This is a genomic window from Prevotella histicola (genome assembly GCF_055385135.1).
On the sequence record NZ_AP043794.1, the window covers coordinates 429,375 to 455,557 of the forward strand.

Sequence of the window (26,183 nt, forward strand, 5' to 3'; positions counted from 1 at the left end):
ATGTACAACTGAAAGCGTCTTTATGGAAAAGACCATACAGTGTTGTGTATTAATCCCAATAGATAGAGTGTGGATTGAGTTTCCTTGTTATTTTAATCTCCTTATCTACATCGGCAACTAACATTCCATTAGGTTTTATGCTATAGATGCCATTTGAATAACATAATAACATGGTGTCAATCCATAACTCTAATGAATCATAAATCATAATAGGATCTACAGATAATGTTACTTGTGGACTATAATAATATAGTGCTCCAATGGTTTTACTTTTCGGCGACAAATCAATCAGTATGGGATCTTCCATGATACCATTATAAATAAAAGGAAGCATCTTTCTATGTGCAAAAAAATTATCTGTTGTTACATCTAACATGTACAAACTCGTAGTAATTGAAACTTTTGCGGGATTCCCTATTGTGGAAAGTTTTACCTGATTATTTATATTAAAAAGAATATTCTCATCTGCCCCTGTAGCCCAATCATAAAAATCAAGTACCATTTGAAGAGGGCACATTCCAAGATTTGTAAGCACATGAGCAGTTTGATCTCTGTCAAAACCATCATTACCATCTCTTAACAATCTAAGAATGGGACTCTCTATTCGAGTTAATTCATCTTCCAGTAAATTTAATTTCTCCTTTAAGTTCATCGTAAATTATCATTATATTGTTGATACTGCATTTCTATACTCATTGATATTGTTGGCGGAACTATTATTGGAGTTACAGTCCTTGGAACTATCTTTTCAGCAATTGTGCCTATACTTTTAAGAATGCTACCACAGTTGTTCCTATTGCAATATTCTTAACAACATCTCGGTTGGGATGTATTTTCTCAGTGACAGGAACTGTAGAACCAATAGGAATATGCTGCTTTTCTTTTTTACTATTGTCAGGAACTAAAATAATTAGGAAATGGTCCCCTGTCTTCATATTATTACTTTTCACCAAAGTACTCAGATACTATCCATGAGATCGATTCTCTGATCTTGGAACTTGCATAACAGAAGCATTAGATCCACCTTCTTCTGTATGTGCATATGGGTATTCATCCCGATCTACTTGTGAGGAAGAAGATATTCCGCTGGCTTTCAATGCAGCAGTTCTTCTAGCAGCATTTATATTACTTGAATCATAAGTTAACAGCGTTGGATTACCTTTCGCAATACCTCTTTTATGATTCATGTATATATACTTCCATTTCTTTTCAGAGATATATACACGGACAGTTTTATTTCCTCCTTTTGAATTATTAGCATTCTCTCCTTCTTTACCAATAAGATCAATAAATCTTATAGGATTATTATCACAATATATATAGCTTGATATATTTGGATTCTTCTCCACCAACGGATCCACCCCATACCACAGGCTCGTAACTGGATTCAAGTACCTTGCACCATAATAGTACAAACCTGTTTCTTCATCGAACTGTTTGCCATTGAACTTATATGGCAGTTCTTCACTGCTACTATGCTCGTCAACCAACAGTTCACCGTATGGTAAGTAGGCATCATACTGTGTAATGTTGGCGTGATCGTCTGTGATGTAAGACGTTGAGCCGAGGTGGTCACTGTGATAGAAGAAGGTTTCTTCCTTGGTCGTGTCGTTATCCACGTAGCCATAGCCAGGCTGAGGATCCTCGGGATTGCTTGGGTCATTCCAGCTTACAGGTGGACCGGGGTTAGTATTCGGTGTAGTGTTGGGGCGTGGAGTCTGAATCCAACCCTGTGGCACATCATGGTTACCGAGTGTGTCAATGATAGAGTTATATCCTCGTTTTGTATTCTCCGGATCACCGTAAGCTCCCTTCATTGTTGGTACGCCAGGGGCAACACCCAGCTGTTTACCATAACCCTCATGCAGAATCTCGTTCTCGTAAGAAACATTTATAATAGATAATTTCAAATTTTATTTGTATGGTGTTTACACATGTTTGATGCTTTTCCTCTTGATCATTCTTCCTTTGTAATCTACATAAATATGAATTGTATCAGGCGGAGTCCTACTAGAAGTAATACTTATTATGTCATAATTTTTATTTGGTTTCAAAATAATCTTATGTGTACGAACTGTATCACCTTCTAACAGACATCCACTTAACACGAAATAGTCATCTGAAATATCTTTAATGTTTATATAATAAGCACCTTGTTTTGTTTCTTTTCTTTCTATTGAATAACACTCATCACCATCCTGACTATAAATTAGAATGTTTTCTATTTGATCATGGGTAACTGAGTAAACATACTGCCTCTGCTCACTAAGGTCTATTTTATTAACTTGATCTTTACAAGCATATATAATACAAAGCGCAAGAAGACTTATTATTTTAATAAATCTACATTTCCTTATTTTATGTACCATATAAATATTTTTTCATCAATAAATATTTATTATCTTCTTCCATTTTTGAATAGTTGTAAGATATTTTTAGGATTGAATTGATTCCACCACACATCTATCATTTTAATCTTTTGTGAATCTGTCATTTCGGTATTATTTATCAATGCAGATAAACCTCCTTTGTATTTAAGAGTTTTTGTAACAAAGTTATTAAATCTCATGAATACTTGTGATTTACTTATAGCCTCCTTTTCTTCAGGCACTTTGTCATGACCTGCATTAAAACTTCCTTCTTTAATAAAATATTTCAGATACATTTTGGCGAATTTACCTGTATATTTAAAATAGGATCCTGCCTTCTCTATATGTTTCAAGTGTCTCACTTCATGACTTAATAAATATAGCCATTCAAAAGTATTGTTAGAAAAATCGTTTTTCCCTAAGCTTTTATCTTCTTCAAAATAATTTCTAGTCATTATTGTGGATGCATACTTCGGATTGTCACCCAAAGTAATCGCACCTCCTGCCTCATCTGCTTTTGAAGAAAGAGGATACCATGGAAGTTCTTTTCCTAATCCTTTTTCCATTACATGAAGGTTTTTAACATATTCTTCTTGTACACCGCTAACCAAAGATAAAAGGTGTGCTACCGGCGCTGTTAACGTATAATAATCAGGGAGATAAAAAGGTGTTTTATGAAAGATAACCACATTTTTTGGATAAAGCCCTTCTATATCACTTAACTTTACCGGATTATCCAGTGTATACACATATCCACCCGTACTTACATACTTCTCTGCCAGCGGATCCACTCCATACCACAGACTGGTAACAGGGTTCATATACCTTGCACCGTAATAGTATAGACCTGTTTCGTCATCAAATTGTTTGCCGTTGAACTTATAAGGTAAGTCTTCACTCGATGAGTGCTCGTCTACAAGGAGTTCGCCGTATGGCAAGTAAGCGTCATACTGTGTGATGTTGGCTTTATCATCTGTGATATAAGACGTACTGCCGAGGTGGTCGCTGTGATAGAAGAAGGTTTCTTCTTTCGTAGTGTCGTTGGCAATGTAGCCATAACCAGCCTGTGGGTCATCAGGGTTACTCGGGTCATTCCAACTTACAGGTGGACCGGGGTTGGTATTCGGTGTGGTGTTGGGGTGTGGAGTCTGAATCCAACCCTGTGGCACATCATGGTTGCCGAGTTCTGTGAGAACGGCATTATAACCTACACCCGTGTTCTCCGGATCACCATACGCACCCTTCTCTGTCGGTACACCAGGGGCTACACCCACCTTCTTATAATACGCCTCCTTCTGTGTCTGAATCTGATTCATACGTTCTGCATAGTCCTGCTGACCAGCCGTTACGTATGAGCCGTTGCGTCCGTAGACGTTATTGAACATACCTGTTCCTATCCTTGAAGCGATTCGTTTGTCACCAATGAAGTAATGCTTCGTGAATCTATTCTTGTTAACAGAGAGGATACTTGCAGGATAAAGCGTGAAGTTATCCGTCTCATGGAATGTGATTCCTTGCGGTGCTCCGTTGATAAACGAAATATTGTACCAAAAGGATTGAAATAACTTTCTTCATCAGAATTCGTATATATCTGTTTATGTAACTTCCTGATGTTCAATATATAGTTTATACGCCTTATTGCCGAATAGTTACCAGATTAATTTTCGAGTCACCTGACTGTTAGATTGTTAACAGCTTCACCTTCTTTAAATAATTTATAGCCATCAGTAGCATATCCTCGCCCTATATATATAAACGACTCTGAAGAGACATCTTCCATAATATAGTCCTTAAAATAACATCCACCAAAGTCCATAGCATCCTCACAAACAACCCATAACGGATAATAAACATGGTACGAGTCTTTCGCGTACCCTGTATTTTTACATACCATGAAGCTACTTACATCAACGCCCTTTAGTGCTGGCATCGTTGTATGTAAATATATTGAATCTCCATAGCCCCCATAAATGCTGTCACCTATTCTGGTATAACCATCTATAGTTTCTCCATTTTTTAAGTGGACCCATTCTCCTTTGCTTTTATAGTTATATTTCTTTTCTTTGCAAGAAACTAAGAAAGCACATAATATGATAATTATAATGTAAAGTCTCATCTGCTTAGTCTTTTATATGTATACATCTTCAAAAATGAACTAGTCCAACTCATTGTTCCAATTCTGATACCAATATGGTTACTAATTGGAGAACGTCGATTAATTTGCCCAGTATTATAGTTATGAATAATACTTTGTATTTGAGAATCCTCAAGCTTACCTACATTTGCATAATTATGTACATGATTGTGTCTTAAATACCCAGTTTGAGTCATAAGATTACTATATAAATTAACAGTTCCATTATTTTCTATGTTTGCATCATCTAATCCTGCAGAATGCCCTAATTCATGGGGGATGGTCCGAGTGTTTGAACCATTTAGTAAACCTTTCACAGCTCTTGGTCCTACCCTAATATGTAATCCGTTTATATCACTATTAGCTAATATGGAATTACTTTCAAACCTATTTTGATCAACTATTTCGAAAACATGATCATCTTTTTGAATATCTTCAACAGAATTGACAACCCGTAAATTAATATTAGTTTTAACATTATATTTTTTCGAGGAGAAAGTATATCTCGATTCTATTTGTGCTTTTATTTGATCTCTGACTTTATTAATATTTATTTTCTTATCACTGGAGTTATTATAAACTACTCCTGTAACAGTTATAAGTACATTTGTTTTACCATCTTTATTTTTCGAAGTGTGGATATCCCATTTATTACCATCAGAATCTATTAATTTAATAGGATTATCTATACAAAAGACATAACCACTACTTTCAACATACTTCTCTGCAAATGCATCCACTCCATACCAAATACTTGCCATAGGATTCATGTACCTTGCACCATAATAGTACAAACCTGTTTCTTCATCCATCTCCTTGCCGTTGAACTTATATGGTAGGTCTTCACTGCTACTATGTTCATCCACTAACAGTTCGCCGTATGGCAAGTAAGCATCATACTGCGTGATGTTGGCGTGGTCATCTGTGATGTAAGACGTGCTGCCTAAGTGGTCACTATGATAGAAGAAGGTTTCCTCTTTCGTAGTGTCGTTGGCAATGTAACCATAACCAGCCTGTGGGTCGTCAGGGTTACTCGGGTCATTCCAGCTTACAGGTGGACCAGGGTTAGTATTCGGTGTGGTGTTGGGACGTGGAGTCTGAATCCAACCCTGTGGCACATCGTGGTTGCCAAGTTCTGTGAGGACAGCATTATAACCAACACCCGTGTTCTCCGGATCACCATACGCACCCTTCTCTGTCGGTACGCCAGGTGCTACACCCACCTTCTTATAGTACGCTTCCTTCTGTGTCTGAATCTGATTCATGCGCTCTGCATAGTCCTGCTGACCAGCAGTGACGTATGAACCGTTGCGTCCATAAACATTGTTAAACAGTCCCGTTCCTATCCTTGAAGCAACTCGTTTGTCACCAATGAAGTAATGCTTCGTGAAGCGGTTCTTGTTGACAGAGAGGATACTTGCTGGATAAAGTGTGAAGTTGTCCGTCTCATGGAAAGTAATACCCTGTGGTGCACCATTGATATACACACCTTCCATCGTACCGTAACTCTTCATGATACGTTCGCCGGCAGCGTTGTAAGTGTAACGGCTCGTCTTGCCGTTGTCAGAGAGTACCATGAGCCGGTTGTCCTCATCCCAGTACATCTCACGAGTAGTATTCGTAGAGTCGTTTGTTACCAGTGTAGGATTACCATTAGCATCATATGTGTAATGATCATGACCAATCTGTGTTGGAGCCGTCGGGTGGTTGCTGTCCTCGTACTTATAAGCAAAGTTATAAGACTTGGCAGTTGTCGTTGAGTCCACTTTCTGAACTTTTGTCAGCGGTTCACTCATCCGTCCGAACGACATCACCATATCATACGATGCACGCTTAGCCTTACCGTTTGCATGAACAAGGCGGTTCAACTCATCATACTCATACGTATGCGAACTCCTTCCTCCCAGCTTCGCCTTGTTGAGTTTCGTCAGCGACGTTGGGTTGGCAGCATTCGTAATGCCGAGGATATTGTCCACAGCATCATACTGGTACCTGTTTTCCATCACAGCCTGACCATCCGCTGTAAGGTTCATCACCTGCAGACGTTCACGCTGCTTGTCATATGTATAGGTGGTCTCTGTGCCATTACCGAGCTTTGTATAGACCGTATGACCCTCCTTGTCGTAACCTATCCTGTCAACAATAACGCTCTGACGTCCCTGTTTATTGCTCGTCAGGCTCTCCACCTGTCCAGCAGCATTGTAGTGATAAGTCACCACTTCACCGTCAGGATAAGTCATCGTCTGCACACGGTTCCAGCTGTCATACGTAGCACCATAGACATAAGTCCTGATATCCGCCACGCTCGCCATGACCGTACGGACAGTCTTCGTCACCTCACCCTGTCGACCGTAGTAGTAGGCTTCACCGCCCGAAGCATCCTCAACGAGGGCAAGACGACCGGCACGATTATACTTATCGCCAGCTTTACCATAGGTATAAGTAACACGATTAAAGAGGTTTTCTGGATAAAGCACCTCATGGAGTCGCTCGAAGTCGTAGGTGTAAGAGATGTAACCCTTGTCAGATATCGACTTCCTAAGCTCTGCCGTGAGTTTCGTCAGAAGGTTACCCGCTGCATCATAGGTCATATCCGTCTCACCAGCATCAGGATGATTCACCATCAGCTTCCGACCAAGCAAGTCGTAGGCATACTTCGTCTCCCTACCGTTAGGATGCTGAACTGTCATCACCTGACCAACAGGGTCATAGCTGTACTTCACCGTGATATCCTCACCACGAGCATGCTGCACCGTTTCACGGTTGCGCCCCTTGGCATCCGTATAGCTCTCCGCATGTCGTCCCAGTGCATCCGTGACTGTTGTCTGGAGCATCGGTTCACCGTCATGGCTGCCGATAGAGTAAGCTGTACGTGTCACACTGCCGTCAGCAAGCGTCACACTCGTGGTACGGTCGTGTGTATCATACTCCGTTTTTGCCTGCAGATCACCTGTAGCATGGTTGTAAGTACCAATATTACCATAGCTCTCCGTCATTGGATAATAAGCCACAATATTACGTCCAAAGGCATCGATAACAGCCCTTCCACTGACGATAGAGACTTTCTGATTGCTTCCACCAGACCACACCACACCCGTCTGCTTCGTTTGGACGGCACGCATCAGCGAGTCGGCAAAGGTATAGGTGTCAATGTTTCCTTCCTTAGAATAATGGATGGTATGTGCCTTACGCTCTGCAGGGAAGTACTCAAAGCGGATAGTAAACGGCTGACCGCTTTCAATCTCATACGGAGCACGAATCGTCTGCTGACGTCCTAAGGCATCGTAGGTGTATTCCATCTTCTGTCCGTTAAGGTCGGTGGTCTCAATCTTCTAGTTTATGGAAGACTCTTCCATCTTTTAATTTGTAGCAAATGATTCCTTTTTCTTTATCCCATATTATTTCCTCTATACCTAATAACGGTTGATTGCTCCCCTCTTCCGAATTAACCCCATTTTTAAAGGAAATGCTAGTGTCAGTCTTATCCAAAGCTACTTCATCAGAATATAAGCCGCCAAAAGAAATTTCAGAAACAAAGGTAGAATCCATATTTTTACTTATTATGAAGACACCTTGCCACCATTGAGTATTATGTTTAATTTTGAAATCTATAGATGCATTAGCTATATATTCATGTTGTCCTTCTATCCAGTTACAAGATTTCAAGTCTGTAATTGGAATGTGCACCTTATTAAAAATATTTTTTTTTATAAAAGCAAAGGTATCTATAGACAAACCATCTGAAAATAGTATATTTTCTTTTTTACCATAGATATTAATCCATTCCATCTCTTCTTCAGAAAGACGTATCTTTTTACAATATGGAAGGCCACAAGAAACTAAGCATAGTGCCATTAGTGATATATACCTGTTAATTTTCATATAAGCTTATTTAATTTGGAAGTTTGAGGTGGACAAAGTTGTCTATAGAATGGTGCAATAAATAGTCATTCGATTCTATAAGGATTCTTCTACTGTACGTTGTCAAACAAAAGTGTACAACTGCAAATATACAACTTTACTTGAGTTCGGGATAAGTTTAGTATGAAAAAAGTTCCAACTGCCTTGATTTTTCCACATACACTGGCAGTGCCTCTGGCTTGTTCTCAAAGAAGCAGTATGCTGTAAGGGCAGAACACAAGTTCATGATAAAGTTGTGTATCGAGCGGTGTCTTGAGTGAACAAGGTTGGCTTTGTTCTTGAGTAGTTCGTTAATGCACTCGATAATGTATCTTTTCCTCAGCATAATCTTGTCCCACATAGGCATCAGTTTGTTCTTCATCTTAGCCTTGAGCCCATGAACGAGTTGGATACCTTGACTGAACAGACTATCAAAGAGTTCCTGCTTGATGTACCCTCTATCAGCAAAGATCTTCCCAAATAAGACCTTTGCAAATACCGTCCATACCCTGCTATCTCTGTCATCCACATTTGCTCCTGTAAGACAGAACGTTATCACTTCACCAGAATCATTGCATAGCAGGTGCAGCTTGAATCCATGACACCAGCCCATGGTACCCTTTCCGTCCTTGGCGAGGCCGGCAAAGACTTTGTTGTAATATCGTCGTACATTGTGACATACGGGTATCATTGTGCTGTCAACGAATGTTATACCCGTACACTTGCCGAAGGCATAGAGCTTCATGAACAGCATCATCTTAAAGAACACTCTTGGCATGAGTTCAACGAAGCGGTTATAGGAAACCGCGTCGGGAAAATCCTGACGCATCACCCCTTTGACCCAATTCAAATAATACTCCTTGAAATTGCGATATGCGCCGAAATGATAGCATACCAAAATGGTCATAATCTCACTTTCCGAGAGTCTGCCCTTGCGGTTTCGGTAGCGTTTGCCGTCACTGTTATGGGACGGTAGACGCAGGTTTTTCGCTAATTCGGCACTCAAATTCTTATCAAACTCGTCGATTATACAGAAAATTTCAGTAACTTTGTCCTTGGTAATCATCGTTCAAAAATCTTGTAATCTATTGATTTTCACCTATAAAGATACGAATTTTTGACGAGATTACCAACTTTTTCAAGCCTTTTCTTATCCCGAACTCGCGTAACTTTATTTTGTAAATGCGTCTTTAGAGTATGGGAAAACGAGGATGGATAAGGGTGTTGTGTGTGTAAATATAACCAAGAGAAAAGCATCAAAACCCCTAATTAAGTTTAATTTTTAGTTGCTGTCACTTTTAACACTTCGTGTAATAGGTTTATATTCAGATGATTAAAGGCGATAACGGAGTGACAGAAATGACAGCAAAATCAAAAATGGTATACGGTAGGCTTTTGTTATTGGATGGGAAAGGGCGACTGATAGTTATAAGATACGCCTGTTCATGGTAAAACGCTCCAGAGCAGGTTCGTGTAAACTTACCCGTTCCTCCACATACCTCCGCACCATTACGGAATAATCAGAATTATGTTTACAGCGATTTGAAACTACGTGTCCACAATATCAGGAGTTATGCAAAGCTTTCAGACTTGTATACCATTCTCTATCAAAGACTTACAAAAGCCTTTCTAAAAGATGCCCTTTTACGCTGCAAAAGGGTGTCTTTCACACCTCAAAAGAGCACCTTTTACCATGCGAAAGGGCATCTTTTGCCGTGTCAAAGTCCATCTGCTATTTTCAATTTATGAATCTTTATTACAACCCTTCTTATGCCCTTGTTCCTTTCATAACAAGAGAGTATCTCTCCCTCTGCATTATTATAACAACACCATAAAACGACCACCTCTCAATTTTCCTGTCACTCCTGTCACTTTTCTCCACATCACAACGCATTGATAACAAAGCATTTATGTGAAATGTTAAAAGTGACAGCAACTAAAAACAAAAACTATGTTAACGTGAGTTCGGCGAAGTCAGAACAATGTAAGCCGTGTGTCAATGGTTCTTTGTAAATGTTTGTATATTAGCTCCTTAATATTACAACAAATTTCGCTAATCACTAAATTTATAGACGCTTATAATTCGTCGAACTCACGTTAATTTACTATTTTGTTCAAATATCCTTTTTAAGATAGGTCATTTCAGGATATGATTCCAATACAACATGTCATCGCTTTTCATCCCGTCACGCCACTTTCGAATATCTCTATTATATAAGAGAACTATGGCATCACGTTTATAAATATAATAGAGCAGAATATTTGCTGCATAGTCTGTTGTTTCGTCATTGAGCATGTGTATCCACTCTTTTTTCTTTAGCTTTGCTATAAGGCTTTCTTGCTTTGCAGATAACTTTACCTTTACACGATAGCCTATATCAATTATCGGGAAGCACGAATCGCAAGCTACCTTTTTTATTGAAAAATCAATATTTTTATTGTTTATAAAAGACAATTGCCTTGTAATAGAATCTTTTTCTTCTGATTGAGGTGTTTTGTGAGCCCCACAAGATGATATAAACATTACTAAAATCATTAATATTAATAATTTTGCTTTCATTTCTTTTTTCTCCTTCTATTTTGATATGCTTGTTGTAACATTCTTCCGTTATTTGTATATGTTGAAATATGCTCTGCAGAAGGCTCCACTATCCTTCTTAGATTCATATTCCTATTTTTTGAGTAATAATCAATTACCTGATTGAGAGTCTTATATTTACTCCCAGGGTATCATTCTTTCACGCAATCATTATAAAAGAGTAGACAACTTACCAAGTGTCTCATTGATTATTTTTAATATTACGGTCTCTTATTGGTGGAGCATGAAACTCAACTCTCTCTTTCAATAGGATTGTATCAGATCTTTCTGATATTCTTATTATAGTTCCATCATTCTGACTCTGGTATGCAGAAGCTTCCTTTAGGAAAAATGCGATGTTATCATCACATTTATCAATATTCGTTTTGTTTTTATTATAAGTCTTTAGAATATTCGATTGCTCATAAAGAAGGCCAGAAGATGACTGGATAAATATTAGTTTATCCTTATAATACTGCAATTGGGAAGGATATATTCTATATTTTGAAGGTAAACAATCCAAAGATGGACCAAGTAAAAAAATTATATTTTTACGTTTATATCCATTTCTCCAATTGTATTCAAAGTCTGTAATAAAAATCAAAGATTTGTATTTAGGATGGCGCTTTGCGTATTCATCAACTACAGATTTTACTTGACTACTGATTTGATTATTCAAATAGCCTTGTTGTTCCGGTCTACATGCCGTTAAATTTATGACAAGAAGTGATGCCAATATGTATAGAATTTTTCTCATATTCATTCTTTAAAAGACCATGTATTATTTGCAACATAAGAAGAGAAACTTTTATTAGATCTCAGAAATGTCGAAACTTTATTAAAAGGTTTAGGTAAATCATCTATAAAAGCTTGATGTTTGTTATTCTGAAGAATACCAGTAACCTTATTATCGTGACCAAGTACAAAGACGGGAGCCCTCATATCTTCTGCAAGCTTCCCATCGTATGCGTCATCCATGGAGTAATAGGATGGAGTTGGGTCGCCAGATGTATCTTGGTGCGTATGAATTTGTGCAACAACATGGTATACAACATTCCCTTTACTGACGGTATGATTCCCTATTTTATATCCGTATGCAGAAATTTTCGTCGTTCTACTGTCATTATTATAATCTGGTAATACAAGCACACTTCCGTTAGATAATAAGAAGCCTCCAACTTCTTTTCCTTGTGGATTACGTGGAACCTTATATAAGTTATTAGCATTATTCCACATATGGTTATAAGCATCCGACTCATGGCGGAATAAAATACTGCCATCATTCCTATATGATATCCCCCGTTTGTCATTCTGATAAGTTTCTCCCAGATATTTGAAGCCTCTCCGAGCATCACGTACACTTATATCCTTCTGTGAATGAATACTAGGATTATAATAAATTCCTTTTTTTGTTTGTATCCATCCTCTACCGTCAGGATCTTTTAAAACTATTGGATTATCACCACAATAGACATAGGCTCCTGTCATAAGATACTTCTCTGCCAACGGATCTACCCCATACCATAAACTCGTGACGGGATTCATATATCTTGCGCCATAATAGTACAGACCAGTCTCCTCATCGAACTGTTTGCCGTTGAACTTGTACGGTAGGTCTTCACTGCTGCTGTGCTCATCAACGAGGAGTTCACCGTATGGCAAGTAAGCATCATATTGTGTGATGTTGGCTTTATCATCTGTGATATAAGACGTACTTCCTAAATGGTCACTATGATAGAAGAAGGTTTCCTCCTTTGTAGTGTCATTTGGAATATAGCCATAACCAGCCTGTGGGTCATCAGGGTTGCTCGGGTCATTCCATGAGACAGGGGCACCGGGGTTGGTGCCTGGTGTCGTATTAGGATGTGGAGTCTGAATCCAACCCTGTGGCACATCATGGTTGCCGAGTTCGGTGAGAACGGCATTATAACCAACGCCCGTGTTCTCTGGATCACCATATGCACCCTTCTCTGTAGGTACGCCAGGTGCTACACCCACCTTCTTATAATATGCTTCCTTCTGTGTCTGAATCTGATTCATACGTTCAGCATAGTCCTGCTGACCAGCAGTTACGTATGAACCGTTACGTCCATAAACGTTGTTAAACAGACCCGTTCCTATCCTTGAAGCAACTCGTTTGTCACCAATGAAGTAATGCTTTGTAAAGCGATTCTTATTGACAGAGAGGATACTTGCAGGATAAAGTGTGAAGTTATCTGTCTCATGGAAGGTAATACCCTGCGGTGCACCATTGATATACACACCCTCCATCGTACCGTAACTCTTCATGATACGTTCGCCGGCAGCGTTGTAAGTGTAACGGCTTGTTTTACCGTTATCGCTTAAGACCATCAACCGGTTGTCCTCATCCCAGTACATCTCACGGGTAGTATTCGCCGAATCATTCGTTACCAGTGTTGGATTACCGTTGGCATCGTATGTGTAATGGTCGTGACCAATCTGTGTTGGAGCCGTCGGGTGGTTACTGTCCTCATACTTATAAGCGAAGTTATAAGACTTAGCAGTTGTCGTTGAGTCCACTTTCTGAACCTTTGTCAGCGGTTCACTCATCCGTCCGAACGACATCACCATATCATACGAAGCACGCTTAGCCTTACCGCTTGCATGAATAAGGCGGTTCAGCTCATCATACTCATACGTATGCGAACTCCTTCCTCCCAGCTTCGCCTTGTTGAGTTTCGTCAGCGACGTTGGGTTGGCGGCATTCGTAATACCGAGGATATTGTCCACAGCATCATACTGGTACCTGTTTTCCATCACAGTCTGACCATCCGCTGTAAGGTTCATCACCTGCAGACGTTCACGCTGCTTGTCGTATGTATAGGTGGTCTCCGTGCCGTTACCGAGCTTCGTATAGACCGTATGACCCTCCTTGTCGTAACCTATCCTGTCAACAATAACGCTCTGACGTCCCTGTTTATTGCTCGTCATGCTCTCCACCTGTCCGGCAGCATTGTAGTGATAAGTCACCACTTCACCATCAGGATAAGTCATCGTCTGCACACGGTTCCAGCTGTCATAGGTAGCACCATAGACATAAGTCCTGATATCTGCCACGCTCGCCATGACTGTACGGACGGTCTTCGTCACCTCACCTTGACGACCATAGTAATACGCTTCACCGCCACTCGCATCCTCTACGAGGGCAAGACGACCGGCACGGTTATACTTATCACCAGCCTTACCATAGGTATAAGTAACACGATTAAAGAGGTTTTCTGGATAAAGTACCTCATGGAGTCGCTCGAAGTCGTAGGTGTAAGAGATATAACCCTTGTCAGATATCGACTTCCTAAGCTCTGCCGTGAGCTTCGTCAGGAGGTTACCCGCCGCATCGTAAGTCATATCCGTCTCACCTGCATCAGGATGATTCACCATCAGTTTCCGACCAAGCAAGTCGTAGGCATACTTCGTCTCCTTGCCATTAGGATGCTGAACAGTCATCACCTGTCCGACAGGGTCATAGCTGTACTTCACCGTGATATCCTCACCACGGGCATGCTGCACCGTCTCACGGTTGCGTCCCTTGGCATCGGTATAGCTCTCCGCATGTCGTCCCAGTGCATCCGTGACTGTTGTCTGGAGCATCGGTTCACCGTCATGGCTGCCGATAGAGTAAGCCGTACGTGTCACACTACCGTCAGCAAGCGTCACACTCGTGGTACGGTCGTGTGTATCATACTCCGTCTTTGCCTGCAGATCACCCGTAGCGTGGTTGTAAGTTCCGATGTTACCATAGCTCTCCGTCATTGGGTAATAAGCTGTAATGTTACGTCCGAAGGCATCGATGACAGCCCTTCCACTGACAATAGAGACTTTCTGATTGCTACCACCAGACCACACTACACCCGTCTGCTTCGTCTGGACGGCACGCATCAGTGAGTCGGCAAAGGTGTAGGTATCTATGTTGCCTTCCTTAGAATAATGAATGGTATGTGCCTTACGCTCTGCAGGGAAGTATTCAAAGCGGATAGTAAATGGCTGACCGCTTTCAATCTCATACGGAGCACGAATCGTCTGCTGACGTCCTAAGGCATCATAGGTGTATTCCATCTTCTGCCCGTTAAGGTCGGTCGTTACAGACGGAGCATTCCAAAGACCATCATAAGCCGTGCTGGAGCTATAGCCGTATGCATCCTTGACACTTGTCACAAGACTATGATAGCGGTCGTCATACGTATAAGCATAGAACATACGCTGATGATTGTAGTTCTCCGGCTTCGTCATCCGTGTGATGTTACCATAACCATCGTAAGTCATGTTATAGACTGATGGCTTGTCACCGTTATACGTTGTCAAACGGAAGTGTACAACTGCAAATATACAACTTTATTTTGTAAATGCGTCTTTAGGATATGGGAAAACGAGGATGGATAAGGGTGCATTGTATGTTTAAATGTAACCAAACGTAAACCATCAAAAACCCTAATTAAGTTTATTTTTTAGTTGCTGTCACTTTTAACACTTCGGGTAATGGGTTTATATTCAGACGATTAAAGGCGAGAACGGAGTGACAGAAATGACAGCAAAATCAGGAATGGTATGTAATCGGCTTTTGTCGTTGGATGGGAAAGGGCGACTGATAGTTATGGGACACGCCTGTTCATGGTAAAACGCTCCGGTGCAGATTCTTGTAAACTTATCCGTCCTTCCAGATTCCCACTGCACCATTACGAGCTAATCAGAAATATATTTACAAGAGATAGAAGCTATGTGTCCACAAAATCAAAAGAAATGCACAGTATTCAGACTTGTATACCATTGTTTACCAAAGACTTACAAATGCCTTTCTAAAAGGTGCCCTTTTACCGTGCAAAAGGGCATCTTTCACACCTCAAAAGAGCACCTTTTACCATGCAAAAGGGCATCTTTTACCGTATCAAAGCTCACCTGCTATTTTCAATTTATGAATCTTTATTACAACCCTTCTTATGCCCTTTTCCTTTTCATAACAAGCAAGTACTTCTCCCCCTGCATAATTAGTCGAACATCATAAAAACGACTGTTTTTCAATTTTCCTGTCACTCCCGTCACTCCTTCCCATGTCACAATACATTGATAACAAAGCATTTACATGAAATGTTAAAAGTGACAGCAACTAAAAACAAAAACTATGTTAGGAGTTTAGAGTAACAATGGAGCACCTAGTTCATTTCTTTGCATAAATAACGCCTCTCCATTAGTGAACACCAACAACATTGTAAAAGTAAGGATTCAACTTGCATTATCACTTAAAGCCATCAAGCGGTTGTCTTCATCCCAGTACATCTCACGAGTAGTATTCGTTGAGTCGTTCGTTACCAGCATTGGATTACCGTTGCATCGTAGGTGTAATGGTCATGACCAATCTGCGTTGGAGCTGTCGGATGATTACTGTCCTCGTATTTATAAGCGAAGTTATAACTCTTGGCTGTGTTCGTAGAGTCTACCTTCTGGATCTTCGTCAGCGGCTCGCTCATCCTGCCGAAGGTCATTGCCATGTCGTAACTGGCGTTCTTCGCCTTGCCTGTAGCATGAATCAGTCGGTTTAACGCCTCATAGATATAAATGCGTATTGGTCTTTCTCCAAGAGTAGTTTCTTTACCTTGTACTTGACTTTGGTTCTTCTTCATTTTTTAGTTTCCCTGTGGAATCTGTCTGATAATATTTGACACCATACACTCTTCCCATTCCCATGTGCAAGACTCTATATCGAGTGTTGGGTTTCAATACGGCACGCTTTGGATTATTTACAACCGTATCAATGTTAGGAAAGCATGCCTCCACTTGATATTTCGAAGAAATATTATTTAGATCAAGTGTGTCAATTCCTTTTTCTTTCTTTTTTTCTTTTAACTCTATATCATAGGAATAAAATAATTCTTTTTCGCCATCAGGCTCAATATAAAAACTTAACATATCATACACGTAGAAAGTCTGTTTCTCTTCGTCAAACGTGAAATCATGATTGTCGCATGCACAAAGTGTAAACACTATTGTTACCAATATTATTCTATTTTTTATTGCTTGTCTGTTTTTTGAATTCATTCCACCATTTATTGATTTGTTCGATTTTGTCTTTCTCCTTCAGTTTGTCATTCTTAAACAAATTCTCGACAGATGCTTTGAAGTGTGTCGTAACGAACTCGCGGAAATCGTTATATGTTTTAGTCCCTTGCTCAGCCTCTATTTCGCGAGTAGCATCGTCGTGGTTGCCAGCCTTAATATAACCTGCTATTGTTTTAAGCAAATATTTTGTCAGATCCTTATCGCGCGCAATCTGCTTAATGTGTCCCACCTCGTGCGAGAATTGGCGGAACCAGAGGCCATAATCCTGCCCACCTTTGCTATTATCAAGATAATATGGCCCCACAAGGATTCGTGCATTATTGGGAGAGCTGCCAACTGTAATGCTATTGCCTTCGGGTTGAGAAATGAATTCTTCAAGCCTTGCATTCTTCACATACGTAATGGGAACGTTCGCTACCAAAGACAATAAGTGAGCGGCTGATTCCGTAAAGGTATAGTATGTTACTTCATGGGGTATCCCCATTAACGTATTGGCGGAGCCTACTGCTTGGTACAGAACAACGGTTTCGACATGTTTTACAACAATGCCCTTAGGGAACATTCCCATAACATCGATATTCGCAATTGGACTCCCGTTACAATATGTATACGAACTTACCGACACATACTTTTCTGTTAACTTATCCACCCCATACCAAATACTTGCCATAGGATTCATGTACCTTGCACCGTAATAGTACAAGCCAGTTTCCTCATCAAACTGCTTGCCGTTAAACTTGTACGGTAGGTCTTCACTGCTGCTGTGTTCATCAACGAGGAGTTCGCCGTACGGCAGGTAGGCATCATACTGGGTGATGTTACCCTTATCATCTGTGATGTAAGATGTGCTACCGAGGTGGTCACTATGATAGAAGAAGGTTTCCTCTTTCGTTGTGTCGTTGGCAATGTAACCATAACCAGCCTGTGGGTCACCAGGGTTGCTTGGGTCATTCCAGCTTACAGGTGGACCGGGGGTTGTATTTGGTGTGGTGTTGGGGCGTGGAGTCTGAATCCAACCCTGTGGCACATCATGGTTACCGAGTTCGGTGAGGACGGCATTATACCCTACACCCGTATTCTCTGGATCACCATACGCACCCTTCATTGTAGGTACACCAGGGGCAATGCCCTGCTGTTTATAATAAGCCTCTTTCTGCTTCTGTATTTGATTCATGCGTTCAGCATAGTCCTGCTGACCAGCCGTTACATATGAGCCGTTACGCCCATAGACGTTATTGAACAGACCCGTTCCTATCCTTGAAGCAACTCGTTTGTCACCAATGAAGTAATGCTTTGTAAAGCGATTCTTGTTTACAGAGAGGATACTTGCAGGATAAAGTGTGAAGTTGTCCGTCTCGTGGAAGGTAATACCCTGTGGTGCTCCGTTGATATACACACCTTCCATCGTGCCGTAACTCTTCATGATGCGTTCACCAGCAGCATTGTATGTATATCGGCTTGTTTTACCGTTGTCAGAGAGAACCATCAGACGGTTGTCTTCATCCCAATACATCTCACGGGTAGTGTTCGCCGAATCGTTCGTTACCAGTGTTGGATTACCGTTGGAATCGTATGTGTAATGGTCGTTACCAATCTGCGTTGGAGCCGTCGGATGGTTATTGTCCTCATACTTATAAGCAAAGTTATAAGACTTGGCAGTTCTCGTTGAGTCCACCTTCTGAACTTTTGTCAGCGGCTCACTCATCCGTCCGAACGACATCACCATATCATACGATGCACGCTTAGCCTTACCGCTTGCATGAATAAGGCGGTTTAGTTCGTCATATTCATACGTATGCGAACTCCTTCCTCCTAACTTCGCCCTATTGAGTTTTGTAAGCGACGTTGGGTTGGCAGCATTCGTAATACCGAGGATATTATCCACAGCATCATACTGGTACCTGTTCTCCATCACAGTCTGACCGTCCGCTGTAAGGTTCATCACCTGCAGACGTTCACGCTGCTTGTCGTAGGTATAGGTAGTCTCCGTGCCATTACCGAGTTTCGTATAGACCGTACGACCCTCCTTGTCGTAACCTATCCTATCAACAATAACGCTCTGACGTCCCTGTTTATTGCTCGTAAGACGCTCAACCTGTCCAGCAGCATTGTAGTGATAGGTAACTACTTCACCATCAGGATAAGTCATCGACTGCACACGGTTCCAGCTATCATAGGTAGCACCATAGACATAAGTCCTAATATCCGCCACGCTCGCCATGACCGTACGGACGGTCTTTGTCACCTCACCCTGTCGACCGTAGTAATAGGCTTCACCGCCACTCGCATCCTCTACGAGGGCAAGACGACCAGCGCGATTATACTTATCGCCAGCTTTACCATAGGTATAAGTAACACGATTAAAGAGATTTTCTGGATAAAGTACCTCATGGAGTCGCTCGAAGTCGTAGGTGTAAGAGATATAGCCCTTGTCAGATATCGACTTCCTAAGCTCTGCCGTGAGCTTCGTCAGGAGGTTACCCGCCGCATCGTAAGTCATATCCGTCTCACCTGCATCAGGATGATTCACCATCAGTTTGCGACCAAGCAAGTCATAGGCATACTTCGTCTCCCTACCGTTAGGATGCTGAACTGTCATCACCTGACCGACAGGGTCATAGCTGTACTTCACCGTGATATCCTCACCACGGGCATGCTGCACCGTCTCCCGGTTACGTCCCTTGGCATCCGTATAGTTCTCCGCATGTCGTCCCAGTGCATCCGTGACTGTTGTCTGGAGCATTGGTTCACCGTCATGGTTGCCGATACTGTAGGCTGTGCGTGTCACACTGCCATCAGCAAGCGTAACACTCATGGTACGGTCGTGCGCATCATACTCTGTCTTTGCCTGCAAATCACCTGTAGCATGGTTGTAAGTACCAATATTACCATGGCTCTCCGTCATTGGATAATAAGTCGCAATATTACGTCCGAAGGCATCGATAACAGCCCTTCCACTGACGATGGAGACCTTTTGATTGCTGCCACCAGACCACACCACACCTGTCTGCTTTGTCTGGACGGCACGCATCAGCGAGTCGGCAAAGGTGTAGGTATCTATGTTGCCTTCCTTAGAATAATGAATGGTATGTGCCTTACGCTCTGCAGGGAAGTACTCAAAGCGGATAGTAAACGGCTGACCGCTCTCTATCTCATACGGAGCACGGATTGTCTGCTGACGTCCTAAGGCATCGTAAGTATATTCCATCTTCTGCCCGTTAAGGTCGGTCGTTACAGACGGAGCATTCCAAAGACCATCATAAGCCGTACTGGAGCTATAGCCGTATGCATCCTTGACACTTGTCACAAGACTGTGATAGCGGTCGTCATACGTATAAGCATAGAACATACGCTGATGGTTATAGTTCTCCGGCTTCGTCATGCGTGTGATGTTACCATAGCCATCGTAAGTCATGTTATAGACAGAAGGCTTGTCACCATTATGAAGCACGATCTCCGTTATCTCACCGTTACCGTCCACCTTCGTGCTGCGTTCACGATAAGTCTTACCGCCACTGCTGACAGTGATATGGCTCGGAACACTGACAATATACTTGTCGGCTATCTTATGATAGTTGATATCTGCCTCTAAGCTATAGCCCGTTGTAGTCTCCTTATATCCCTGTAGGTTACCATAGTCATCGTAAGTATTGCTGACAGCAACCGAAAGACTGTCTCCACTGGCTTCATCAAAGTTACTCTGAACAAGCGTCTTTAGGGCAGGGAAGACAACAGCATCAGCCGTGTTATGACCAACGGCGAGTGTCTTTAGGTCGTAGTCATAGACAGCTCCCTGCAGTTTCTTTCCATCAGCGGTATAGAGATATTCACTCGTAACAAGTCCATGTGCATAGTAATCCCTGTTCTTGCCATAGGTCTGTACCGAGTAACGATAGAGTCTGTCACCGTTCTCTGTGTCTATCTGATTGGTACGTACCTGCTTGAAACCATAGAAGTCACGCTCACGACGGTCACGATAGCCACCATTATATTCGAAGGTATTCCTGCTTCGTACCGCTCCGTTCTCCTTGTATCCACCTGTCGTCTCAACCGATGACATCACCCAGCGACGTCCCGGCAAGTCGTAACTTGGAGTTGTCTGCTCATAGTTGATATTGATATGTCCGCCGAAAGGAAGCGTCACAGAGCGCAGCATGTTCGTTCTTCCCGTAAGGTTGCGATAAACAATAAGCTGCTTTCCTCCGTCAGATATGATAAGATCAGGTCTTCCATCGCCATCTATATCCCTTAAGGCAGCACTCGTACGGCTAACTCCACTTGACCAAGATTTGGTAACCTTAGCTGTAAACCTTAGTTTTAAAAACAGAATATGTATTGGAATGGAAACAGCAAAATTACCATATTGAGAAACGGACGTTGCCAATGACTCATTGAAACGACCTTGTTGTTCTTCGGAATAAGGAATAAATCCAGAACCCGTATTCAGCATTATGGTGAACTTTTCAGCATTACGAGTTACCATATCAGGTAAACCGTCGCCATTAACATCTATAAAAGATACATTATACTTTGTTGTTGTCTTCGTTCCATTAACACCAAAAGATATATCGGCATTACCGAGAACTTCAATGGATGTACCAAGTCCTGCACCCCATGTGCTATTTTCAGAAGACTCCAATGACGTAACACCGCTATTCTCTTCATTTGTAAAGTCATATCCAAGACCAAACTTCACTTTATCACCAAAGAGCATATCAGGAAGTCCGTCACCATTAAGGTCAGTCCAATCACTTTCTGTATGAGAGGTTCCAGAAGTAAAGTTCCCACTTGCACTCACAGACACACTGGAGATAGCATTACCATTGGATGAATTATGTCCATCACTACCGCCTGATGTTTCATCGTCTTGTGGTTTAGGGTTGATACTGATAGCTAAAGCACTCTTTGACGAAGCCCGTTTTGATAGACTAGCATCTGCTCCTATAGTAGAAGAACTTGCTTTAAATTTTGGTCGATTGACATTTAACTTCATGCGACCTTTCCCAAGTGTACCAGTTGCATTGGTATATTGAGTAACAATATTGCCATCTACCTCCTCTAACCAATCAGGATAACCATTACCATTGATATCCATTAGAGCCACCTTGCTATAAGAAGTCTGTGTACTCTTACTGCCACTGAGTCCTGCATAAGAGACTCCACCGCTTACACCATAGCCATTACTCTTTGACTCACTCATAAGTACAGGTGCAGACAATTCGCCCGCATTTTTAGCATAATGAACACTGTCAATTATAATAGCATCCTCGCCGATACGAGAACTACAGATTGTATCTAAAGAGACAAAGACATGCTCAGATCCACCAACATACATCCTCTTATTTGCATCATATCCCATAACAAAGAAGCGCTGTTCGTTGACAGGAGTAAGACTCTCTGCAAGTCTGTTCCCATCGTGGGTAGAATGATAATGCTCGGCTATATCCTTATATTTATCCCTGTCAATGGTCAGTGCTGATACTTCTATTGGCTGGGTGGCATAGGCCTTATTGCCATTATAGGCGAATTGTCCCCATCCTCGGTAGAGCCTTCCATAATCAACAGAGTTATACCCAGAGAATACACAAGCCTCTAACGTATCCACAAGAACACGCTGTTCAGCAATAACAACTGTGGATGTGGCACTTTGGTAAGAAAGGCTATCACGTAAGAAACTAACTTTAGCATAAGTAGATTTAGCTAATTCATTACTTATTGCAAAAGTAGCAGTCACCTTACCTGTATTTAATCGTTTAATAAGTGTTGTGTCTGTAACTACAATAGTATCTACCTTGAGCGTATTGGAAGTATTCAGACGACAAGTGTGATGCAATACGGGGAGTCCGTTTTGATCATGTAAAGTAAGGTAAACAGTAGTAGTATCTGTGTCATTCTTTTTATCTTCACGTACAACGGAGAGTGTTGGAACAATGAAAAGTTTAGGACGGTATTTCCTATTTAATACGGTAACACCCTGTTTCAACACTTTGCTCTCTGCTATACTAACAGGCTTGTTGAACATCCTACGAGATGCTACAAAACGTACACTTTCTTGGTCATCTTCATAATTATAGCTACCCGCCCATTGTACTTTTGTCCAATCAACTGGGGATGTGGTTGTAATTTCAAAGAAGAATGAAACAGAATCTTTCTCATTAATGTTACCAGTATAATCGTAGGAGCCATTGACTACACTATCAGCTGAAAGTTTAAGTCGTTTTACAATCGTTTCACCATGATGATCCAATCGTGTGACGATAAGTGTAACATCATCAGAAGTCTTCCCCTTCATATAAGGAGCGTGAAGCGTAACCTTACCAGTACGATTAAAAAACGCAATATTGTTTTCACCCTCTATATAATCAGCCTTGCTATTATATGTTTTTAAGTCTTCTGACAGATACCGATCCTTGCCAACAGGTAAAGAGACATAAGTAATTATAGGATTCCAAAGAACCTTATCATCCTCACCATCATATCGGGACTGAAGACGAAAGAATATTCTGTCTCCTGCTTTTACATCACAATTAAGATTGTTGGTTTTGCTACCAGCTTGTAATAAAGAGTCGCGGACCATAAAACCATCACTCTCATGTTGAATGCTGTAGATGATACCATCACCTTGATTGCTAAGTTTTTTTATAGTACTTTGTATGTTGACCTTGCCAGCAAAAGGTGCGCACCACATCCGGACGGCATCATTCAGGGGATATTCCTTTTCCAGGGAGTCACGGATAACCTTATAGTCTGGGATAAAATGTTTATCAATAGGAGCCCCTTCGCCAATAATAGGATTGGCAGTTACACTACTTGCTGGACTAAATACTGGTTTCCCGTCTACAATATGATTAAAATATACCTGACCATTGACAGCTATGTCCGTAAGACCATCACTGTTGAAATCATAAAGATAGGTGGTTGTCTTGTCTTGATCTTTTGAGTGTGTATAAGAAATTCCAACAGAGGCTTTAAGTTTACCTATAAGACCAACTTCAACAGCTGCATCAGCATTAAGAGAGCGACTGGTACTATTACCATCAGAGAAAGAGTTTACTCCTGATATCAATATTGTTTCTCCAAAGAGTAAATTCTTTCCATCTGCGCTCATGTTCTTACGATAGTAAAGTTTGTTACCTCGTTTGAAGAGCTTATCTGGCAACCCGTCACCATCAATATCTACAAAAGCAATTTTACCTGAATTTGAACTCTTACTATTAGAGATAGATGGACCTATATTTACTGTTCCAGCAGCGAAGCCAATACCTACCATTGTTCCATAACCCGTAGTGTGGCTTTTTGAAGCTCCACCACCAAGAAGACTTAGATTGTCATCACACCCACGAACCGAATGGCTGAGGAATGCCTCGTAATCTTCTCCTTCGGCCTTCCATACCTCTGCTTTAGAAGAGAAAAGTCCATTTCTAAGGTCATTGTAATAGTCAAAGGATTGTGTAGCAACCTTACCATCCCTACTATCGTTCTGATCAATGCTCTTTAGCAGTATTTTTCCAAACGGCCCTTCTTCATAGTTTAAGGTATAGCTGCGGAGCTGCTGACCATTATTCTTCACAGTGACCTTGCGGAGTAGCCCTTTGTCCTTTTGCATAATGCCAAGTCTTCCACTACTCGTTACATCTTTTCGGTCTGTGGCTATAGAGTCAATATCGAACTCAATACTATACAGTCCTTCCGACTCTCCGAATCCTGTCCAGGTATAGCGTTCCGGATAAAGATTATTGCCAGACTTCATGTAATGGAAAGCAGCAAAGTTTCCGTGAACATCGGTAACACGGTCAAGTGCCCATTTGATACGGTTACCCTTGGTGTCGGTAAGAGAAGTAGCATCACTGACATGACCACCATGACCACCATAACTGTAGACTGTACCATCCTTGCCTGTCACTTCCCAGTAATAGTTCTTCGGGCTGTTACCCTTTCGGATAATCCTACTGAAACCCCCTTCAGTCATTGGATAGAACTGCTTGTCAGCTTGTCTTGCCAGAGAATCAGTCCTACGATAGAGTCGGTCACTGAGCTGCTGTCCCATGAGAAGATAGCTCTCAGTCTCTGACTTATCATCAAAACGTGGCACACCCCATCGGGTCTCTATGTCAATGCTTTGTACAGGAAGACTCCATCCATAGCCAACAAAGCTACTACCACCCTCACTGCTGTACTGTAAGCCGGCACTTACACCAATATCATTACGCCCTGCAGGAACTTCGAAAGGATAGGACAGTGTTGCCGTACCATTCTGATTAGCTGATGGGGCTTCGATCTGCTGAATACCCGCTGCTGGGTCAGCAGCCTTCAGTTCACTGATACCTGTAGGGACATAATTCTGTGTTTCGGGACTCTCAGGAACTTTGATGATACCATTGATGACATCTGTAAAGTGAGAAGTCTCCGCCATTGCCACTTCACGTTTAGTATCAATACCTTTTGACTGGAGCATTGTCCAGCGTTGGTGTAGTTCATCATAATAATAGGTGTGGATATCATCTACGGTATAGCCTTTCGGTATCAACGTGCTGTCGTAAGGTACTGCGATACTTGCCAGATGATGGACGAAATGATTGCCATGAGGTAAGAAGCGATAACCTGACACCGTATCTGTTCTTGCCATCAATGTATCACAACCACCTGTAACGTTCACCATACCAGTAGGCAAGGTTGGTAGTTCACCTTTTCTAAGTGGTGTAATACTAAGAACTTTACCCTTTGCCATAGCCTCACGTGGTACGGCAAGCTGGGCTCGTCCAACATTGAGCGTATCGCTGTCGGAATTGGTAAAGAACTTACTGACGGTACGTTTGCCTAAGTCTGCAAAAAGTCTTGCAGATTTCCTGTTCGCCTTGTGAGTATCTACACGATTCCCCTTTTGATTTCTTACAACTTCCTTGGAGAATCTCTTCACAGAAGAGTTCTGTACACTGTCCTTGACTTGTGTTCGTAAGGAAGTAGCCTTTCGGGAAGTGCTATCTTTTTGTACAGAAGAGACTGTATCACTGGATAGAGAGTCACTGGTTACAGTTTCTTTAGTAGAACGATTACTTCCACCATTACAGGAGTTTAGTATGATTCCTGCTAGCAACAGGAACGGAAGGAGGAGTGAATGTGTAGAATACTTCAT

13 protein-coding genes and 3 pseudogenes are annotated in these 26,183 nt (G+C 41.5%); all 16 read right to left on the bottom strand.

Annotated features, from left to right (window positions below):
- Positions 1 to 49: 49 nt before the first annotated feature.
- The 16 genes and pseudogenes from ACZ48L_RS10580 to ACZ48L_RS10655 all read right to left on the bottom strand — a co-directional run bounded on the left by ACZ48L_RS10580 (position 50) and on the right by ACZ48L_RS10655 (position 26,183).
- Positions 50 to 652, bottom strand: a complete 603-nt coding sequence (locus ACZ48L_RS10580) for a hypothetical protein (RefSeq protein ID WP_025793013.1) — start codon at positions 650 to 652, stop codon at positions 50 to 52.
- 109 nt (positions 653 to 761) lie between these two features.
- Positions 762 to 935 (bottom strand): hypothetical protein, encoded by a 174-nt coding sequence (locus ACZ48L_RS10585; RefSeq protein ID WP_159102226.1) that lies wholly within the window; start codon positions 933 to 935, stop codon positions 762 to 764.
- Between the two features lie 30 nt (positions 936 to 965).
- Positions 966 to 1,187, bottom strand: coding sequence for a NucA/NucB deoxyribonuclease domain-containing protein (locus tag ACZ48L_RS10590; RefSeq protein WP_455094294.1), 222 nt, complete (start codon positions 1,185 to 1,187; stop codon positions 966 to 968).
- 84 nt (positions 1,188 to 1,271) lie between these two features.
- A pseudogene (locus tag ACZ48L_RS10595) lies at positions 1,272 to 1,862 on the bottom strand (RHS repeat domain-containing protein); the annotation flags it as partial.
- A 66-nt stretch (positions 1,863 to 1,928) separates the two neighbouring features.
- On the bottom strand, positions 1,929 to 2,369 hold the full coding sequence (locus ACZ48L_RS10600; protein WP_025793017.1) for a hypothetical protein: 441 nt from the start codon (positions 2,367 to 2,369) through the stop codon (positions 1,929 to 1,931).
- A 29-nt stretch (positions 2,370 to 2,398) separates the two neighbouring features.
- A pseudogene (locus tag ACZ48L_RS10605) lies at positions 2,399 to 3,904 on the bottom strand (RHS repeat domain-containing protein); the annotation flags it as partial.
- 134 nt (positions 3,905 to 4,038) lie between these two features.
- Positions 4,039 to 4,299, bottom strand: coding sequence for a hypothetical protein (locus tag ACZ48L_RS10610; RefSeq protein WP_373272919.1), 261 nt, complete (start codon positions 4,297 to 4,299; stop codon positions 4,039 to 4,041).
- A 182-nt stretch (positions 4,300 to 4,481) separates the two neighbouring features.
- The gene (locus tag ACZ48L_RS10615) at positions 4,482 to 6,743 is read right to left on the bottom strand and encodes an RHS repeat-associated core domain-containing protein (protein WP_242401771.1); all 2,262 of its coding nucleotides are present in this window, start codon (positions 6,741 to 6,743) and stop codon (positions 4,482 to 4,484) included.
- Positions 6,744 to 7,827: 1,084 nt separating this feature from the next.
- Positions 7,828 to 8,385 carry a hypothetical protein gene (locus ACZ48L_RS10620; protein WP_025793021.1) on the bottom strand — a complete coding sequence of 186 codons (558 nt, stop codon included), beginning with the start codon at positions 8,383 to 8,385 and terminating at the stop codon, positions 7,828 to 7,830.
- A gap of 157 nt (positions 8,386 to 8,542) precedes the next feature.
- Positions 8,543 to 9,469, bottom strand: a complete 927-nt coding sequence (locus ACZ48L_RS10625) for an IS982 family transposase (protein WP_006045714.1) — start codon at positions 9,467 to 9,469, stop codon at positions 8,543 to 8,545.
- 1,071 nt (positions 9,470 to 10,540) lie between these two features.
- Positions 10,541 to 10,963, bottom strand: coding sequence for a hypothetical protein (locus ACZ48L_RS10630; protein ID WP_025793038.1), 423 nt, complete (start codon positions 10,961 to 10,963; stop codon positions 10,541 to 10,543).
- A gap of 220 nt (positions 10,964 to 11,183) precedes the next feature.
- Complete coding sequence (locus tag ACZ48L_RS10635) at positions 11,184 to 11,738, bottom strand: hypothetical protein (RefSeq protein ID WP_148295470.1); 555 nt, start codon at positions 11,736 to 11,738, stop codon at positions 11,184 to 11,186.
- A gap of 2 nt (positions 11,739 to 11,740) precedes the next feature.
- Entirely contained in the window at positions 11,741 to 15,055 is a 3,315-nt protein-coding gene (locus ACZ48L_RS10640; protein WP_081767881.1) for an RHS repeat-associated core domain-containing protein, read from the bottom strand.
- Between the two features lie 1,135 nt (positions 15,056 to 16,190).
- Positions 16,191 to 16,614: pseudogene (locus ACZ48L_RS10645) on the bottom strand (RHS repeat-associated core domain-containing protein); the annotation flags it as partial.
- Complete coding sequence (locus tag ACZ48L_RS10650) at positions 16,583 to 17,029, bottom strand: hypothetical protein (protein ID WP_044114087.1); 447 nt, start codon at positions 17,027 to 17,029, stop codon at positions 16,583 to 16,585. The gene ACZ48L_RS10650 and the pseudogene ACZ48L_RS10645, both read right to left, overlap by 32 nt.
- Positions 16,995 to 26,183, bottom strand: a complete 9,189-nt coding sequence (locus ACZ48L_RS10655; RefSeq protein ID WP_464722039.1) for a SpvB/TcaC N-terminal domain-containing protein — start codon at positions 26,181 to 26,183, stop codon at positions 16,995 to 16,997. Before ACZ48L_RS10655 ends, ACZ48L_RS10650 begins: the two co-directional genes overlap by 35 nt.

Excerpts from the sequence above, each read along its gene's own strand:
- ACZ48L_RS10580 (WP_025793013.1), bottom strand. The coding sequence starts at position 652 with ATGAACTTAAAGGAGAAATTAAATTTACTGGAAGATGAATTAACTCGA.
- ACZ48L_RS10585 (WP_159102226.1), bottom strand. The coding sequence starts at position 935 with ATGAAGACAGGGGACCATTTCCTAATTATTTTAGTTCCTGACAATAGT.
- ACZ48L_RS10590 (WP_455094294.1), bottom strand. The coding sequence starts at position 1,187 with ATGAATCATAAAAGAGGTATTGCGAAAGGTAATCCAACGCTGTTAACT.
- ACZ48L_RS10600 (WP_025793017.1), bottom strand. The coding sequence starts at position 2,369 with ATGGTACATAAAATAAGGAAATGTAGATTTATTAAAATAATAAGTCTT.
- ACZ48L_RS10610 (WP_373272919.1), bottom strand. The coding sequence starts at position 4,299 with ATGCCAGCACTAAAGGGCGTTGATGTAAGTAGCTTCATGGTATGTAAA.
- ACZ48L_RS10615 (WP_242401771.1), bottom strand. The coding sequence starts at position 6,743 with ATGACTTATCCTGACGGTGAAGTGGTGACTTATCACTACAATGCTGCT.
- ACZ48L_RS10620 (WP_025793021.1), bottom strand. The coding sequence starts at position 8,385 with ATGAAAATTAACAGGTATATATCACTAATGGCACTATGCTTAGTTTCT.
- ACZ48L_RS10625 (WP_006045714.1), bottom strand. The coding sequence starts at position 9,469 with ATGATTACCAAGGACAAAGTTACTGAAATTTTCTGTATAATCGACGAG.
- ACZ48L_RS10630 (WP_025793038.1), bottom strand. The coding sequence starts at position 10,963 with ATGAAAGCAAAATTATTAATATTAATGATTTTAGTAATGTTTATATCA.
- ACZ48L_RS10635 (WP_148295470.1), bottom strand. The coding sequence starts at position 11,738 with ATGAGAAAAATTCTATACATATTGGCATCACTTCTTGTCATAAATTTA.
- ACZ48L_RS10640 (WP_081767881.1), bottom strand. The coding sequence starts at position 15,055 with ATGGAATACACCTATGATGCCTTAGGACGTCAGCAGACGATTCGTGCT.
- ACZ48L_RS10650 (WP_044114087.1), bottom strand. The coding sequence starts at position 17,029 with ATGAATTCAAAAAACAGACAAGCAATAAAAAATAGAATAATATTGGTA.
- ACZ48L_RS10655 (WP_464722039.1), bottom strand. The coding sequence starts at position 26,183 with ATGAAGTATTCTACACATTCACTCCTCCTTCCGTTCCTGTTGCTAGCA.